This is a genomic window from Caballeronia sp. KNU42 (assembly GCF_053760385.1).
This window is the reverse complement of record NZ_CM132389.1, coordinates 1,331,650-1,347,045: the sequence shown is the minus strand read 5'-3', so window position 1 is coordinate 1,347,045 and position 15,396 is coordinate 1,331,650. Positions and strand designations below refer to the sequence as shown.

Sequence of the window (15,396 nt, the reverse complement as noted above, 5' to 3'; positions counted from 1 at the left end):
CCCTTTTCGGCCTTCGTTCATGACCGGCTCGCCCATTCTTGAAACCATCGACATCTCCAAGTCGTTCCCGGGCGTCAAGGCTTTGCAGAACGTGGACTTCAATTTGTATCCCGGTGAAATCCATACGCTGATGGGCCAGAACGGCGCCGGCAAATCGACGCTCATCAACGTACTCACCGGCGTTCATACACACGATGCCGGCGAAATAAGGCTCGGCGGCGAAGCTGTCGATTTCGCCACGCCGCTCCATGCGGAAGCGGCCGGAATCAGGACGCTTTATCAGGAAGTGAACCTGTGCCCGAACTTGTCCGTCGCTGAAAATGTGTTCGCCGGGCGGCAACCGAAAAAGCGTGGCGCGATCGACTGGAAGACCATTCATGCGCGGGCCGAAGCGGCGCTTGCCGACCTGAACGTCTTCCTGGACGTGACCAAGTCACTCGATACGTATCCCATCGCCGTGCAGCAAATGGTGGCCATCGCCCGCGCGGTCTCGGTGGATGCGCGCGTGCTGATCCTCGATGAACCGACCTCAAGCCTTGACGACGGCGAAGTCGCTCGGCTCTTCGACGTGCTGCGCACACTCAAGCAATCGGGCATGGCGATCCTCTTCGTCACCCACTTTCTCGAACAGACCTACGCGATCTCGGACCGCATCACGGTCATGCGCAACGGCGAGCGCGAAGGCGAATATCTGGCCCGCGATTTGCCGGTGGAACTGCTCGTGTCGAAGATGGTGGGCCACGAACGGATGACCGAGCGCTTGAAGCGCGCGGCCGATGAACCGCCCGCGCCCAAAGCTGCCGTGCCGTCGTTTTTCGAAATGCGCGGCATCGGCCGGCGTGGCGTGATGAATCCCGTCGATATCGACGTACAGCCTGGCCAGATCCTCGGGCTGGCCGGCCTGCTCGGTTCCGGCCGCACGGAAACCGCCCGGCTCCTGTTCGGTGCGGAACGGGCGGACGCCGGTGATATGTCGATTGGCGGCAAACTGGTCAAGCTTCGTTCTCCTCGCGATGCAGTGCGTCGCGGCATAGGGTATTGCCCGGAGGACCGGAAGAAGGAAGGCATCGTCGCGGATCTTTCCATTCGGGAGAACATCATTCTCGCGCTGCAAGTGCAACGCGGCTGGTGGCGCGCCATTAGCCGGGCGAAACAGCGCCAGATAGCGGACGACTATATCAAGCGGCTGGACATCAAGGCGCCCGATGCCGAACAGCCCATCGGACTTCTGTCGGGCGGTAACCAGCAGAAGGTGCTCCTCGCGCGCTGGCTTGCGACCGAACCTAAGATGCTGATCCTCGATGAACCCACTCGCGGCATCGACGTCGCGGCCAAATTTGAAATCATGGATCGCGTGCTGGCGCTCTGCGCGAAAGGACTCGCTATTGTCTTCATCTCTTCCGAGGTGAGCGAGGTCGTGCGCGTGAGCCATCGGATCGCGGTGCTGCGCGACCGGCGTAAAGTGGCGGAAGTCGAGGGACACGCGGCGTCGGAAGACTCGGTGTATCGACTCATTGCGGGAGGCAGTCGATGAACCGCATCAAAACCGTGTTGCAACACGCCCTCGTATGGCCGGTCCTCACGCTCGTGCTGCTGATCCTGCTCGACCTGAGCCAGAACGCGCACTTCCTCTCAGTCACCGTGCTTGACGGCCACTGGTTCGGCGCGCCTATCGATATCCTCAATCGTGCCGCGCCGCTCGTGCTCGTCTCGCTCGGCATGACGCTCGTGATCGCGACACGCGGTATCGATATTTCTGTTGGCGCGGTCGTCGCAATCGCCGGCGCGGCAGCCGCCAGCATCCTGGCCGACGACCCTACGCGGGTCATTGAAGCCCTCGCCGCCGCGCTCGCTGTAGGCATACTCGCCGGCATGTGGAATGGCGTGCTGGTGGCGTTTGTCGGCATGCAGCCGATCATCGCCACGCTGATCCTGATGGTGGCCGGGCGCGGCGTCGCGCAGTTGCTCACGGGCGGCCAGATCATCCCGATCGGCGCACCGGGATATCTCCTGGTGGGCGGCGGTTATCTGGCGCGCGTACCGTGTTCCGTATGGGTCGCGATTGGTGCGATTGCAGCGACCGCGCTGCTCATGAATCGCACCGCGCTCGGCATGTTCATCCGTGCGATCGGTATCAATCCGGTGGCCACGAAACTGGTCGGCTTGCGCTCGAGCGCAATCGTGTTCGGCGTCTATACCTTCTCCGGACTGACGGCGGCTATAGCCGGTATTCTGATCAGCTCCAACGTGCGCAGCGCCGACGGCAACAACGCCGGGCTGTTGCTCGAACTCGATGCCATCCTCGCGGTCACGCTCGGCGGCACGTCGCTGCTCGGCGGAAGGTTCAGCCTCGCGGGCACCGTGCTCGGCGCCCTGATCATCCAGACGCTGACCTACACCACGTATTCCATCGGCGTGCCGCCTGAAGCCACGCTCGTCGTGAAGGCAGCGGTCGTGCTGGTAGTGAGCGTGGTCCAGTCGGCCACTGCCCGCGCGGTCATCATGCGGCAACTGAAACGCGCCTTCCCCCACGCCATGAAAAAGCCCCTTGTAGAGGCCGCAAAATGAGGAACTTCCTCGACCGCCTGGTCGATCCGCGCACACTGCCGATCGTCGTCACCATCGTGTTGTTCATCGTGTTGTTCGGCTTCGGCTCCGTGATGTACACCGGATTTTTCTCGCTGCAAGTGCTGCTCGGCCTGCTCGTGGATAACGCCTTCCTGCTGATCGTCGCGATCGGCATGACGTTCGTGATCGTATCGGGCGGGATCGACCTGTCGGTGGGATCGGTCGTCGCGTTGACGACCATTCTCTGCGCCGTATTCGCTGAGCACCTGCATTGGCCGATATGGATCATCGTGCCGCTCGTGCTCGTGCTCGGCGCGTTGTACGGCGCAGCGATGGGCGCGCTGATCCACTTCTTCAAACTTCAGCCGTTCATTGTCACGCTGGCGGGCATGTTCCTCGCACGCGGCGCGTGTTTCCTGATCACCACGCAGTCGATCACGATCAACGATCCAAGTTTCCATGCACTGTCGGGCTTTCACATCGATATTCACGGCGCTTCATTGACGGCCGGCGGCCTGATCGCCATCGCGACGCTTCTGGGCGCCATCTTCGTCGCGCACTTCACGCGTTTCGGGCGCAACGTCTACGCGGTCGGCGGCAACGAACGCTCCGCGTTGCTGATGGGCCTGCCCGTGGCGCGCACGAAGGTGGGTGTCTACGCGTTGAGCGGCTTCTGCTCGGCGCTGGGCGGCGTGGTGTTCACGCTGTATGTGCTGTCGGGATACGGCTTGCAAGGCCAGGGTATGGAACTCGATGCGATTGCCGCCACGGTCATTGGCGGAACCTTGCTCACGGGTGGCGTTGGTTATGTGATCGGGTCGGTCTTCGGCGTCGGCATTCTCGGCACCATCCAGACGCTCATCACGTTCGACGGCACGCTGAGCTCGTGGTGGACCCGCATCGTGATAGGCGCGCTTCTGTGCGCGTTCTGCCTGTTGCAGCGTGTGATCGAACGGCATGCGGCGCGGCGCAAATCGGATGGGACGGCATCGGGTGAACGAGCGGGGTCGAAGCTAAAACGGCGAGAGGCGGCACGGCAACACGATGCCGCGAACAAAGCCGATCCCGTTGCGCTTGGGTCGCGGAGTTGAATACCGGCTTGAGACGCACGAAAGTACGAATGAAGTCTTGAATCAGCAAACGAAAAGTAAACGGTAAGGAAAATTCGATGTCAGACGCAAAACGCCCGCTGCGCTCAGCCCAATGGTTCGGCACGGCCGACAAGAACGGCTTCATGTACCGAAGCTGGATGAAAAACCAGGGTATCCCCGATCACGAGTTCCAGGGCAAGCCGATCATCGGCATCTGCAACACGTGGTCGGAACTCACGCCCTGCAACGCGCATTTCCGGAAGATCGCCGAACATGTGAAGCGCGGCGTGTTCGAAGCGGGTGGATTCCCGGTTGAATTTCCCGTGTTCTCCAACGGCGAGTCCAACCTTCGCCCGACCGCCATGTTCACGCGCAACCTCGCGAGCATGGACGTGGAGGAATCGATCCGCGGCAATCCGGTCGATGCTGTCGTGCTGCTCGTCGGCTGCGATAAAACCACGCCCGCGTTGTTGATGGGCGCAGCGAGTTGCGACGTGCCGGCTATCGCGGTAAGCGGTGGCCCGATGCTCAACGGCAAACATCATGGCCGCGATATCGGCTCGGGCACGGTGGTCTGGCAGCTCAGCGAGCAAGTGAAGGCGGGCAAGATCACGCTGCACGAATTCATGTCGGCGGAAGCGGGCATGTCGCGCTCGGCGGGCACGTGCAACACGATGGGCACGGCATCCACCATGGCCTGCATGGCCGAAGCGCTCGGCGTGACACTGCCGCACAATGCCGCCATTCCGGCGGTGGATTCCAGGCGTTACGTGCTCGCGCATATGTCCGGCATGCGCATTGTGGAGATGGCGCTGGAGGATCTCCGGCTCTCGAAACTGCTGACTAAAGAAGCCTTCGAAAACGCGATTCGCGTGAACGCGGCAATTGGCGGTTCGACGAATGCGGCGATTCACCTCAAGGCCATCGCGGGACGTATTGGCGTGGACCTCGAACTCGATGACTGGACGCGCATTGGCCGCGGCACCCCTACGCTTGTCGATCTGCAGCCATCGGGGCGCTTCCTGATGGAGGAGTTCTATTACGCGGGCGGTCTGCCTGGCGTGATCCGGCGGCTGGGCGAAGCGGGCTTGCTGCCCCATCCCGATGCACTGACGGCGAACGGCCATTCGCTATGGGAGAACTCGAAAGAAGCGCCTATCTATGACGAAGAAGTCATCCGTCCGCTCGACAAGCCGCTCGTCCCCGATGGCGGCCTGTGCATCGTGCGCGGCAATCTCGCGCCCAATGGCGCGGTGGTCAAACCTTCGGCGGCGACGGCGTCATTGCTCAAGCATCGCGGCCGCGCGGTCGTGTTTGAAAACTTCGATGACTACAAGGCTCGCATCGGAGATCCCGAACTGGACGTCACGGCCGACTCTGTTCTCGTGCTGAAGAACTGCGGGCCGAAGGGTTATCCCGGCATGGCGGAAGTTGGCAACATGGGCTTGCCGCCCAAGCTGCTGGCGCAGGGCGTGACGGACATGGTGCGGATCTCGGACGCACGCATGAGCGGTACGGCGTACGGCACCGTGGTGCTGCATGTGGCGCCCGAAGCGCGTGCCGGCGGTCCGCTGGCGGTGGTGAAGGAAGGTGACTGGATCGAGCTGGACTGCCTTGGCGGCAAGCTGCACCTTGACATCAGCGATGCGGAACTTGCCTCTCGTCTCGCTAATTGGGCCGAAGTGCAAACAGTTGCGGCTGCGGATACAAGCGGGTATAGAAAGCTGTATGTCGATCACGTCCTGCAAGCGGATCAGGGCTGTGATTTCGATTTTCTCGTAGGATGTCGGGGTGCCGATGTGCCGCGTCATTCGCATTGATATGGCACCTCGCATGCACCACATCCACGAAGCTATCTTTAAGTTTAAGGTCCAACCATGACAGAGCAAGTTGCGATAGGCATTGCCGGCGTCGGCAAGATCGCTCGCGATCAGCATTTACCCGCTATCGCCGGGCATTCCGGGTTCAAGCTCATTGCAGGGGCGAGCCGGAATGCGAAGATCGACGGGATCAACAATTATCAGAATGTCGAGGACATGCTAGCGGCGGAGCCGCTTTTGCAAGCTGTGTCGTTGTGCGCGCCGCCGCAAGTGCGGTTCTCGCAGGCACGAGCGGCCCTCGAAGCGGGCAAGCATGTGATGCTGGAGAAGCCGCCGGGCGCGAGCGTGACCGAAGTTACCGTGCTCGCCGCACTTGCGCAGCAGAAGCAATGCACGCTGTTTGCATCGTGGCATTCACGTCATGCGCCGGGCGTTGAAACCGCGCGTGCGTGGTTGGCCGGGAAAGAGATCACCGCAGTGAACGTGCTGTGGAAAGAGGATGTCCGCCGCTGGCATCCGGGTCAGGACTGGATCTGGCAACCGGGTGGTCTCGGTGTATTCGACCCGGGCATCAACGCGTTATCCATCATCACGCGGATCCTGCCGCATGCGTTTTTCCTGAAGTCAGCGGAGTTGTTCGTTCCGGCGAACCGGCAGAATCCGATTGCCGCGAACCTTGATTTCAGCGACGCGCTTGGCACGCCGATCCGCGCGGAATTTGATTGGCGCTTTGGTCCCGAAGAGTTGTGGCAGATCGAAGTGACGACTCGCGATGGTCTCTTGCATCTGGCTCAAGGCGGGAAGTTTTTGAAGATCGATGGGGAGGTGAAGGACATCGGTAAAGAGAGGGAGTATCCGAGCCTTTATGATCGATTCTTCGAGCTGATCTCGACCGGTTCAAGCGATGTCGATGTCAGCCCGCTTCAGCATGTTGCGGATGCCATGTTGCTTGGTAGGCGGCATGAGGTTGAGGCGTTTGAGGATTAGATTTTTCGTTCGCGGTCGGTCTCGGGTTTGTAGCCAGGATTGGTCGGTAGTTGGCGGTCGCGCGCACTAGCGGCTGTGCCGTCATCAGCATTACTGGTGGCGCGCACAGCACGTAGGCGGCAACGGCGGGGATGACGGGGGCGCGTTGCTGCCGGTGGCACCGAATATGGCCACTCCCGATTCACACCCGCCGGCTGCGCGCGCCGCATTCATCACAATAGAAAGCTCATTGCGTTGTTCCGATGCAGGACACAAAGTGCCGTTGCTTGCCCGCGAGGGCGCTTGAGATAGCACCACAGTCCTCCCAAGCCTTTGCGCCGACCTTGCCTCCAATAGACAACCGGAGGAGCCAGGCGACCCCGTGGCGACGCTCCCTCCCATATCTGTCAGATTAGCCGTCCGATAAGTTGCTGATGGTCGGGCAAGCGCTAATGCTGATTCCGATTTCAATATCCACCTTGAAACGCGGCGCTCGGAGCACGCGTTTCCCGCTCGGCGTCCGCTTGTCCGCCAGGTCATTCTTCTGGCGCATCGTTGTCATACGCGCGTTGCTGCAAAGCCCCTGATGCAAACCCTTTGAAACTCACCGCCCTCGCGCCCGTCAGTTTATTGAGATGGACGCGCGGAAAAGTGCGTTAGCGTTGGCGGTGTTACAACTACAAAATAACTGAGATGATGGACGATACTTTTAACTATCGCGGCAAGCGGTACAAGCTGCGACCGGCGTGTTTTTACAGGCACGATCCGCAAGTTCTGGCCGAATCGAAAGTGGCGCAAGAGATGTTCGACGGGGTGAATTCCTTTCGCTTGGTAGAGAACAAAGAGTTCATCGAACACGCAAAGCGCTTTCTAAGGATATCGAACAGTAGTCGGAGCGCTTCGTCAACCGTGTTTGATGTGAGTGTCGGCATACGGCGGGGCGATATCCTCGTGGTGGAAAGTCCGCTCGGAGGCCGCGCAGGGTCGTATTCAGGCGGGTCCGCACCACCGGCCGCGCCGGCATATCGACCGCCAGCAATGACACCCAAGCAGGCATTGCGCGCGGCTGCGCTTGCGCGTTCGGGCGGCGCGGTGCAATCGCTGGGATACGATGGTGACCTTGAGCGCGTAGCAGCGAGCGCGGCACCTTACGCGCAAAACGCCGTTAGCGCACCGCCATTCAGTGACGGGCTTGCGGGCGCGCTTGTGGGCGGCATTAGGGCGCTGGTAACGCTTGTCAACATGGGCTTCCTTCGCTTGGACGAACCGGAAGGTGCAATCGATTTAGGCGAGGTGACGGAGGTTGGCAGCGCGACCACCCCACTAGGCGACGCCACGCCGTTTGAGTACGTCAGGAGCGCGGCGGCCGATGATGTATTGTCGATAGCGGCGCGCGGCGTGGGTGAGGGGATAGAAGCGGAATGCTTTGCAGAGTACGAGCGCGCGCTCGATTTATGCGGTCTTCTCGCTTCGGGAATGGGCGGCGTACGTGGGATAGCTCTATGCAAGCAAAATGCTTTCGATAATTTTCAACAATGCAGAGGTTACTAAATGGCTATATCCCATCCGTTGCGTAGTGTCATCGTTGATTTTTTGCCTGATGACGAAGCGATCGCAATGCGTTTTGTCGAATTGGAAAAGGTCAAAGCAATCAGCGCCCAAGCACTTACTTTCCCAATGTTTTTTGACGAGGAAGCCGCGCGGGTTGGCGGGAATTTCGCGCTTGATGACGAGTTCGCGCGACGCTTGGGCGCTGCGATATTGAAGGCTCTGGGAGCATCTTACCCAGATTTACAAGCGATTTTAACGATGACGAACAGCCCCATTTCACGCGAGATTACCCCGCCGCCCGACTAAGACCGTTGCGTAATTCCAATGGAGGCCCGCCGCGGCCTTTGGCCGCGCGTCGAGACTATCGATAGCGGATAACACCTTCTCGCCGTCCGGCGCACCGATGTTCACCACTGAAAATGTTTCCTGCTAGGAAAAACACTTGCCGCAGCGCACTGGTTTTCCTGGTGCTATAACCGCGCCACCCATCACATCGCCAACCGCCGAGGGCTCATCGTTACTCTTGCGGCTACGGGCGGAAACACTTGCCACGATCCGTCGTCGTGACGAAAGAAGAACAGCGCGAGCACGCCGCTCGGCCGAAGCGCTTCCACGCGGACATAGCGGGTATGATTGGCCGCCATGCGGCACAGGCGGATCTCGCGAACCGGTGCGCCGGGTGTGGGTGCAAGCCATTTTTCGACGATCCGGCGAAGTGAATCACGTTGCGTATTCATGATGTTTCTCCTCAATGACGACATCGAACAGGTTCATGCGGCGAGCAGGTCGTCATGACCTCTCGCGTGAATCCGGCCTTTGAGCATGGCGATTGCCACACGGCAAGCGAGACCTGGGTGAGAGAGGCAGGCGTCCACTTGCGAACTGCGGTTCTCGCCGAACAGTGCCCACGTACACAGGTGTTCGCAGTTGTTGCTAAGCAGCCGATACCGGTCTTCGCCCAGCCTTGAACGAACCCGGCGGATGGCATCCTCTCCGGCGAACTTGGGCATGGCATGTACGCGAACACGAATCTCGCGGCCCTTGGCGAAGCTTTCGAGCGTGGTCTCTTCAATCGGACCGCGATGCAGCGAACCGGCGAAGCCGGCGTAGTGCACGACCCGGCCGTTGCCGACATAGATGCCGTGATGTTCGTAACCCGAGCGTTGCGTCACCAGGTGAGCGCCGGGAGCAGGTTCGCAATCGATGGCGACATCGGGAATTGAGTGGCCGAGTCGAGCGCAGAGCCTGGATGATTGATTGCCCGACATGACCGTTTCTCCTGGAAGAGTGGAAGCCGGGGTGTTGCAAGTGAACCGGCTGTTGATCAAGTCATTGCATCAACCGGGCCAATGCATGCACAGCCTTGTGTGACAAGGCAGAGTGGAAAATGAGGGAGTTGAAGGCAGCGTGAAGTCAACGAGAGACCCAACACTTTTTCGATCGATGTGTTGGGCAAGAAACGTCACTTGCCAAGCAATCGAACCATCGAACTGTGACTACCGCTGGCGGAAGAGAAAGACCGTTATCACTGCGCGACGCATACGTGAAACGGCGATTTTTTCGCTGCGTCTTTTCGCATCGGCCCCAAAGAAGCAAAGCCGTGTCTCACACGAGGCAATGCGCGAGTGTTGGTATTGCGACCACTAAACGGCCCGACTTGTTGGGTCCAGCCCAACCAGGCTAATCGAACAAGCGCGGCCGCTGCGCTACGCGACGTGACCCAAACCCGCCTGCCAAAAGGCACAGCGAGAAAAGTCCGTCAGCAGCCCCGCCATCGGCATGCGCCTTGCATATAGAAGCGCGTCTACTCACCATGCAAGACCACCGGAGCCTCACCATGACCGCACTCGCCATTGAAGACATTCCCTGCGATCTAACGCTTGATCGTGAAGCCATGACCCACATCCACGGCGGCAACGGCCCCGGGAGTTGGGTGTTTGGCTGGATTGCGCCCTACACCGATTCGCAACCCTCGATGGGCCCGGTCGTGAACCTGTACGAAACGAATAACAACTTCTATGCTAACCAGATGATCAATCAGTTCCAGACCACCAACGTGAATAACACCGGCTCGAATTCGAACGTCTCTGTCGGCCCGAACGAGCGCAGCCTCAACCACGCTGGCTGAAGCAAAACGCAGCACAAGGAAGCACACTCGACGCACGCCTGAAGCAACCGGTTCTGTCTCGCCGCTCATGCGGCAACCCTTCGGCGCACACATGCGCGCCGCTGCAGACATCGGAGGTTTTGTGAGCAACACCGGTGAGTTTCGATGGACATCGGCCGCCCGCACCAACACTGGCCTCGTACGCGAGATCAACGAAGATGCGTGCCTTGAGATGCCCGAACACGGTCTGTGGGCTGTCGCCGATGGCATGGGCGGCCACGCCGTTGGCAATGTCGCGAGCCAGATGGTGATAGACCGGCTGGAGCGCTCATCCGCGCCCGGCAAACCCGTCCCTCTCGACGAGCGCATGCGGGAAGCGCGGGAGCGGCTGCTCGCGGTCAACGCGGACCTGCGCTCGGAAGCCGCCCGGCGGCAAGTGCGCCGGATCGGCAGCACGGTGGTCATGCTGCTGGCAAGCGAACGGTCCTGCGGATATCTGTGGGCGGGCGACAGCCGGCTCTATCTGTGCCGCCAGGGTTACCTGCGACAGTTGACGCGCGATCACAGTCAGGTCGAGGAGCTGAAGGCACGCGGTCAGATCAGTCCGGAAGAAGCGCTGCATCATCCGGGAAAACACCTGATCACGCGTGCTGTCGGCGCGATGGACACACTCGAGCTCGATGCGGACCGTATCGATCTGCATGACGGCGACATCTTTCTGCTTTGCAGCGATGGTCTGAGCAACGAGGTAAGCGACGAGGAGATGGGCGGCGTGCTGACGACCGGTGATTGCCGGCAAGCGGTAGCGCGGCTGATCGAACTCGCCCTGCAACGCGGCGGCCGCGACAACATCTCGGTCGTCGTGGCCCAGGCAGAAGATATTTTTTGCCTCGACAAAACGCAGATCAATCCAACCCTCTAGTGGTCCTTGTCTTTCTGCACAGCGGAAGCCGCGTGATTACGAAAATCCTTAGAATGCAGCCCGTGTTTCTTCAGCAGCATCTGAACATGCGAGCGATTCATCTCGAAGCGCCGCGCCAATTCCGCGACCGTCCCGCCGACTTCGTGCAGGCCGCGCTCGAGAAAAGCGCGCTCCGCTTCATCGCTGGCCGTGCGCTTGGCATCGCTGAGTGAAACCGCGCTTGCGGCCAACCCGCTCACTGCAGAGGTTGAATTACCGGGACGGATATCGACGGGAAGATGCTCGATGTCCGCCGTTTCCGGCGCCAGGCAGACGATACGATAGACCAGGTTGCGCAACTCGCGGATGTTGCCCGGATAGTCGTAGGTCCGCAGGAACTCGCGCAGCCTGAGTGTCATCTTCACCGGCTGGCGCTTGAGCGTCGCCGCGGCTTCGTCGCCGAAATAAGCCAGCAGCAGCGCAATCTCATCGCGCCGCTCGCGCAACGGCGGCAAGGTCAGGTGGATCACACTCAGCCGATAGAACAGGTCCTCGCGAAAGCGACCCTCCTCGCTCATGCGCCGCAAGTTTCGATTCGTTGCCGCCACAATGCGCGTATCCACGGCAATGGGTTCATCCGATCCAACGCGCTGGATCTCATGCGCTTCAAGCACGCGCAGAAGCTTGACCTGTCCTGCTAGCGGCAGCTCACCGATTTCATCGAGGAAAATAGTGCCGGTATGCGCGCTCTCGAACTTTCCCTTCCGGTCATTCGATGCCCCGGTGAACGCGCCTTTCTTATGACCAAATAGTTCGGACTCCAGCAGGTTGTCCGGAATCGCACCGCAATTCACCGATATATACGGCCTGTCCGCACGCGCGCCGTTCGCATGAATCACTTTCGCCATCAGCTCCTTGCCCGTTCCGCTCTCCCCGTCGACCAGTACCGGAAGATCGGTTGGCGCCGCCTTTTCGGCAATCTCCAGCGCCTCCAGCAGCTTCGGGTTATCGCCGAAAGTACCTTCAAATACGAAGCTTCGCGCGAGCAACGCTTCGCGGCGCTCGCGCGGCGATCCCGGCAAACGTTTCGGCTCGGCGACCGCCGCCTGGACGAAACGCTCCCTGTGCGACAACTGCATCACCTCGTCGCGCAGCACGCTCGCCTGCCTCAGCAGCTTCTCGATTTCCGGGCGCTCCATGCGCGACGACCAGCGCAACGTGGAGCGGAGAATTTCGATTTTCTCCAGCAGGCCGGCGTATGAGGTCGCGGGACTGGCGGGCAAGTCTTCGATATCGTCGAGTATCTTCATGCTGCGCTCAGTTGTTTTTGCACGAGTTGGTAGTACATGCCCTTGCGCGCGACGAGTTCGTCGTGGCGTCCCTGTTCGACGATAGCGCCTTCATACAACACGAGGATCTTGTCTGCACGCATGATCGTGCTGAGCCTGTGGGCGATGATCACGGCCGTGCGCCCCTTCAGGATCTCCTGCATATTGCCGAGGATATTGCTTTCCGATTGGGTATCGAGCGCGGAGGTCGCTTCGTCGAAAACGAGCAGGCGCGGGTCGTGATAAAGCGCACGCGCGATGCAGAGCCGCTGAATCTGTCCACCCGACAAACCCACGCCGCGCTCACCTACGATCTGCTCATAGCCCAACGGCATCTTGCTGATGAACGCGTGCGCATCGGCCATCTTCGCGGCCTCTTCAATGCGCCGGCGGTCCGGCGCCTCGTCACCGCTCGCAACGTTCTCCGCAATCGTCCCGGAGAACAGCAGGTTGCTCTGCATGACATAGCCTATCTGCGCGCGGTACACGGTTTTATCGATTACGTTCAGGTCGTAACCATCGACTACCATCTTCCCTTCGGTCGGGGTGTAGAAGCCGACCAGCAGCTTTGCAAGCGTCGTCTTGCCGGAGCCGCTGCGACCCACAATCGCGATCAGTTCGCCCGGCTTGATCTCGAAGCTGATGTTCTCCAGCACGTACTCGGTATCGTTGCCGCCATAGCGAAAATACACGTTGTTCAGGCTGATCTCGCCTTGCAGGTCGGGCAGCATGACGCGCGCCGGCAAATCCTCCGGCTTCTGCTCCGGCTCCATGTCGAGCACATCGCCCAGCCGTTCCATGGCTACGCCCGCGTCATTGAGGAGGCTCCACAGTCCGATCAGCCCCATCAGCGGCGTCAGCACGCTCCCCATGAACGCATTGAATGCGATCAGCTGCCCGATGGTCATCTCGTGCGTCAAGACCATGTTTGCGCCGACCCAGAGAATCGCGATCGTGGTCGCCGTGTTCAATATTTGGCTGCCGAGCGACACCGCAATATTGAACGCCTGCGCGCGATATTGAACCTCCAGCGATTTCGCGTATTTCTTTTCCCATTTCAGTCGCACGGCCCGTTCGATGCCCATGCCCTTGATGGTTTCCACGCCGCCCAGCGCTTCCATCAGGAATGACTTCGCTTCGGTCGACGCGGAGAAAACCTCGCGTGCGTAGTTCTTGATCTTCGGCGTGGCGATCGCGGTCAGCGCCATGATCGGGATGACGAAACCGATCAACAGCAGCGTCATCTTCACGTTGTAGAGAAACATGATCGTGAAGTAGATGAAGACCATCAGCAGGTTGAGCGCCGTCGTCACGGTCGACTCCGTGAGGAACGCGCGGATCGTGTGGTTCTCCTGGAAGCGCGCGAAGATATCCCCGGTCTTGCGTTTGGCGAAGAACGAGAACGGCAGCGACAGCGTATGGCGGAAGAACTGCGACATCATCGCGAAGTCCATGTTGCGGACCATGAAGTTCGCGAGATACGCACGAATGGTCGACATCAACTGCGAGAACAGGTTGGAGATGATCAGGCCGGCAATCAGCAGATGCAGCAGGCCGACGTTCTGGTGAACGATCACCCCGTCGAGAATATTCTGGATGATCAGCGGCGGAACGACGCCCAGCACCTGGATCACGAACGTCGCTAAAAAGAGGTGCGCCAGGATCTTCTTGTACGGCTTCAGGTAGCCGACAAACCTCACCCATGGGGAGCGTCCCGTAGCGGCTCGCGCCATTTCAGGCGGCGCCGTGAACAACAGGCAGGTGCCGCTCCAGCCGCGCTCGAATTCCTCCACGTCCATCTTGCGGAAACCGATTGCGGGGTCCGCCACCCATACCTGGTTCGCGGAGATGCCATACACCACCACGTAGTGGTATCCCTCCCAATGGACAATGAACGGCAGATCGAAACCGCGCAGCGACTCGAAGGTGCATTGAACGCCACGCGTGGTAAAGCCCAGCACCTCGCCTGCTCGCGCGAGGCTATCAAGCGTCGCGCCCTGGGTCGTGACATTGGCAAGTTCGCGGAGCTTGCCGAGCGTCATGGGGATCTCGTAGTGCTTGCAGATCATCGCCAGACTCGCCGCGCCGCAATCCATCTCCTCCGCCTGCTGGACCCACGCAAAGCGGCGGATCACCCGCTCGCCGAACTCCGGTTTCGAGTGCAGGTCGAGCATGGCCGGCAACGAGCGCCGCTCCTCCAGTTTTTTCTGGCGCTGCAACTCGCGCTCGATAAAACGGATGCGGTCGTCCAGCACTTCGCGCAGCTTTGGATTGCGCTCCAGCACAAGGTGGACGGTCTTCTCCGGCACGACCAGGAGCCGCGTATCCACGTTCGCGATGGCCGTTGCCTGCTGCTCCTGTCGCAGCAAGCAAGCCTTCTCGCCGAAGACCTCGCCCGCTCTCAAGGTGGCAAGCAGGTATTCGCTTGCACCCTCCTTCCGCACGATCCGCACTTCGCCCTGCCGGACCACGTATAGCCGGCGGTCATCGCGTGCGTCCTGATGGATGATCTCCTTGCCCGCGGCGACGCGCTTCACGCCGACACTGCGCACCGATGCCTCCAGCTCGGCCTTGTCGATCTTGCCCCGCAGGTCGAAGAGCTTGGCGACGAACCCACCGGCCGAACTGATCGCGACATAGCTCGTGACGAACGCGAGCGCCGCAGGATTACTCGCCACGATCGGCTCGATCACGCGGCGCGGAATGAACAGCAGTTCCGTCTTGCCCGACGAACGCACCGACGATTCATGCCGGTACTCGCGCAACATGGCGATGTCCGCGAACACTTCCCGTTCGCGGCGCACGCCCATGCTGATCTCCTTGCCGTTTTCCTCGGTGAAGATCCGCACGGAACCGGCCTTGATGACGAACAGTCCATCGGCCGCGTCACCCACGTTGCAAACCGTCTCGCCGAACGCATGAAAACGCGTCTCCGCGTGCTCGGCGAGCCGTTCGATTTCCTCCGTGGAAAACGGCGACAATATCTCCACGGTCGCCAGGAAGGCGGCCAGGGAATCGAGTTTCTGCGGTACGTCCATGTGCTCGGCTCCTTGCGTCCGCTACG

13 protein-coding genes are annotated in these 15,396 nt (G+C 60.5%); 9 read left to right on the top strand and 4 right to left on the bottom strand.

Annotation, left to right across the window (positions count from 1 at the left end):
- Positions 1-19: 19 nt before the first annotated feature.
- The 7 genes from ACSOSP_RS25220 (at position 20) to ACSOSP_RS25190 (ending at position 8,302) form a co-directional block, all read left to right on the top strand.
- Positions 20-1,534: a sugar ABC transporter ATP-binding protein gene (locus ACSOSP_RS25220; protein WP_455313621.1), complete on the top strand. Its 1,515-nt coding sequence runs from the start codon at positions 20-22 to the stop codon at positions 1,532-1,534.
- Positions 1,531-2,568, top strand: coding sequence for an ABC transporter permease (locus ACSOSP_RS25215; protein WP_455313620.1), 1,038 nt, complete (start codon positions 1,531-1,533; stop codon positions 2,566-2,568). Before ACSOSP_RS25220 ends, ACSOSP_RS25215 begins: the two co-directional genes overlap by 4 nt.
- A complete protein-coding gene (gene yjfF / locus ACSOSP_RS25210) occupies positions 2,565-3,659 on the top strand; it encodes a galactofuranose ABC transporter, permease protein YjfF (RefSeq protein ID WP_455313619.1) in 1,095 nt (364 codons plus the stop codon). The genes ACSOSP_RS25215 and yjfF overlap by 4 nt, the downstream gene beginning before the upstream one ends.
- Before the next feature lie 77 nt (positions 3,660-3,736).
- Positions 3,737-5,479, top strand: coding sequence for an IlvD/Edd family dehydratase (locus ACSOSP_RS25205; protein ID WP_455313618.1), 1,743 nt, complete (start codon positions 3,737-3,739; stop codon positions 5,477-5,479).
- Positions 5,480-5,536: 57 nt separating this feature from the next.
- Positions 5,537-6,466, top strand: a complete 930-nt coding sequence (locus ACSOSP_RS25200; RefSeq protein ID WP_455313617.1) for a Gfo/Idh/MocA family protein — start codon at positions 5,537-5,539, stop codon at positions 6,464-6,466.
- A 672-nt stretch (positions 6,467-7,138) separates the two neighbouring features.
- Complete coding sequence (locus tag ACSOSP_RS25195) at positions 7,139-7,996, top strand: hypothetical protein (protein ID WP_455313616.1); 858 nt, start codon at positions 7,139-7,141, stop codon at positions 7,994-7,996.
- Positions 7,997-8,302: a hypothetical protein gene (locus ACSOSP_RS25190; protein WP_455313615.1), complete on the top strand. Its 306-nt coding sequence runs from the start codon at positions 7,997-7,999 to the stop codon at positions 8,300-8,302. It abuts the gene before it with no gap.
- A 182-nt stretch (positions 8,303-8,484) separates the two neighbouring features.
- Here the strand turns inward: ACSOSP_RS25190 and ACSOSP_RS25185 are convergent, their stop codons facing one another.
- Both ACSOSP_RS25185 and ACSOSP_RS25180 read right to left on the bottom strand, forming a co-directional pair.
- Complete coding sequence (locus tag ACSOSP_RS25185) at positions 8,485-8,733, bottom strand: hypothetical protein (protein WP_455313614.1); 249 nt, start codon at positions 8,731-8,733, stop codon at positions 8,485-8,487.
- 33 nt (positions 8,734-8,766) lie between these two features.
- Entirely contained in the window at positions 8,767-9,264 is a 498-nt protein-coding gene (locus tag ACSOSP_RS25180) for a lecithin retinol acyltransferase family protein (RefSeq protein WP_455313613.1), read from the bottom strand.
- 569 nt (positions 9,265-9,833) lie between these two features.
- Here ACSOSP_RS25180 and ACSOSP_RS25175 point away from each other — a divergent pair.
- Together ACSOSP_RS25175 and ACSOSP_RS25170 are read left to right on the top strand one after the other, a co-directional pair.
- Positions 9,834-10,124, top strand: a complete 291-nt coding sequence (locus ACSOSP_RS25175; protein ID WP_455313612.1) for a hypothetical protein — start codon at positions 9,834-9,836, stop codon at positions 10,122-10,124.
- Positions 10,125-10,245: 121 nt separating this feature from the next.
- Positions 10,246-11,025, top strand: coding sequence for a PP2C family protein-serine/threonine phosphatase (locus ACSOSP_RS25170; RefSeq protein WP_455313611.1), 780 nt, complete (start codon positions 10,246-10,248; stop codon positions 11,023-11,025).
- Here the strand turns inward: ACSOSP_RS25170 and ACSOSP_RS25165 are convergent.
- Both ACSOSP_RS25165 and ACSOSP_RS25160 read right to left on the bottom strand, forming a co-directional pair.
- Positions 11,022-12,314 carry a sigma-54 interaction domain-containing protein gene (locus tag ACSOSP_RS25165; RefSeq protein WP_455313610.1) on the bottom strand — a complete coding sequence of 431 codons (1,293 nt, stop codon included), beginning with the start codon at positions 12,312-12,314 and terminating at the stop codon, positions 11,022-11,024. The genes ACSOSP_RS25170 and ACSOSP_RS25165 overlap by 4 nt on opposite strands.
- Positions 12,311-15,370 (bottom strand): ABC transporter transmembrane domain-containing protein, encoded by a 3,060-nt coding sequence (locus ACSOSP_RS25160; RefSeq protein WP_455313609.1) that lies wholly within the window; start codon positions 15,368-15,370, stop codon positions 12,311-12,313. The genes ACSOSP_RS25165 and ACSOSP_RS25160 overlap by 4 nt, the downstream gene beginning before the upstream one ends.
- Between the last annotated feature and the right edge of the window lie 26 nt (positions 15,371-15,396).

Excerpts from the sequence above, each read along its gene's own strand:
- ACSOSP_RS25220 (WP_455313621.1), top strand. The coding sequence starts at position 20 with ATGACCGGCTCGCCCATTCTTGAAACCATCGACATCTCCAAGTCGTTC.
- ACSOSP_RS25215 (WP_455313620.1), top strand. The coding sequence starts at position 1,531 with ATGAACCGCATCAAAACCGTGTTGCAACACGCCCTCGTATGGCCGGTC.
- yjfF (WP_455313619.1), top strand. The coding sequence starts at position 2,565 with ATGAGGAACTTCCTCGACCGCCTGGTCGATCCGCGCACACTGCCGATC.
- ACSOSP_RS25205 (WP_455313618.1), top strand. The coding sequence starts at position 3,737 with ATGTCAGACGCAAAACGCCCGCTGCGCTCAGCCCAATGGTTCGGCACG.
- ACSOSP_RS25200 (WP_455313617.1), top strand. The coding sequence starts at position 5,537 with ATGACAGAGCAAGTTGCGATAGGCATTGCCGGCGTCGGCAAGATCGCT.
- ACSOSP_RS25195 (WP_455313616.1), top strand. The coding sequence starts at position 7,139 with ATGATGGACGATACTTTTAACTATCGCGGCAAGCGGTACAAGCTGCGA.
- ACSOSP_RS25190 (WP_455313615.1), top strand. The coding sequence starts at position 7,997 with ATGGCTATATCCCATCCGTTGCGTAGTGTCATCGTTGATTTTTTGCCT.
- ACSOSP_RS25185 (WP_455313614.1), bottom strand. The coding sequence starts at position 8,733 with ATGAATACGCAACGTGATTCACTTCGCCGGATCGTCGAAAAATGGCTT.
- ACSOSP_RS25180 (WP_455313613.1), bottom strand. The coding sequence starts at position 9,264 with ATGTCGGGCAATCAATCATCCAGGCTCTGCGCTCGACTCGGCCACTCA.
- ACSOSP_RS25175 (WP_455313612.1), top strand. The coding sequence starts at position 9,834 with ATGACCGCACTCGCCATTGAAGACATTCCCTGCGATCTAACGCTTGAT.
- ACSOSP_RS25165 (WP_455313610.1), bottom strand. The coding sequence starts at position 12,314 with ATGAAGATACTCGACGATATCGAAGACTTGCCCGCCAGTCCCGCGACC.
- ACSOSP_RS25160 (WP_455313609.1), bottom strand. The coding sequence starts at position 15,370 with ATGGACGTACCGCAGAAACTCGATTCCCTGGCCGCCTTCCTGGCGACC.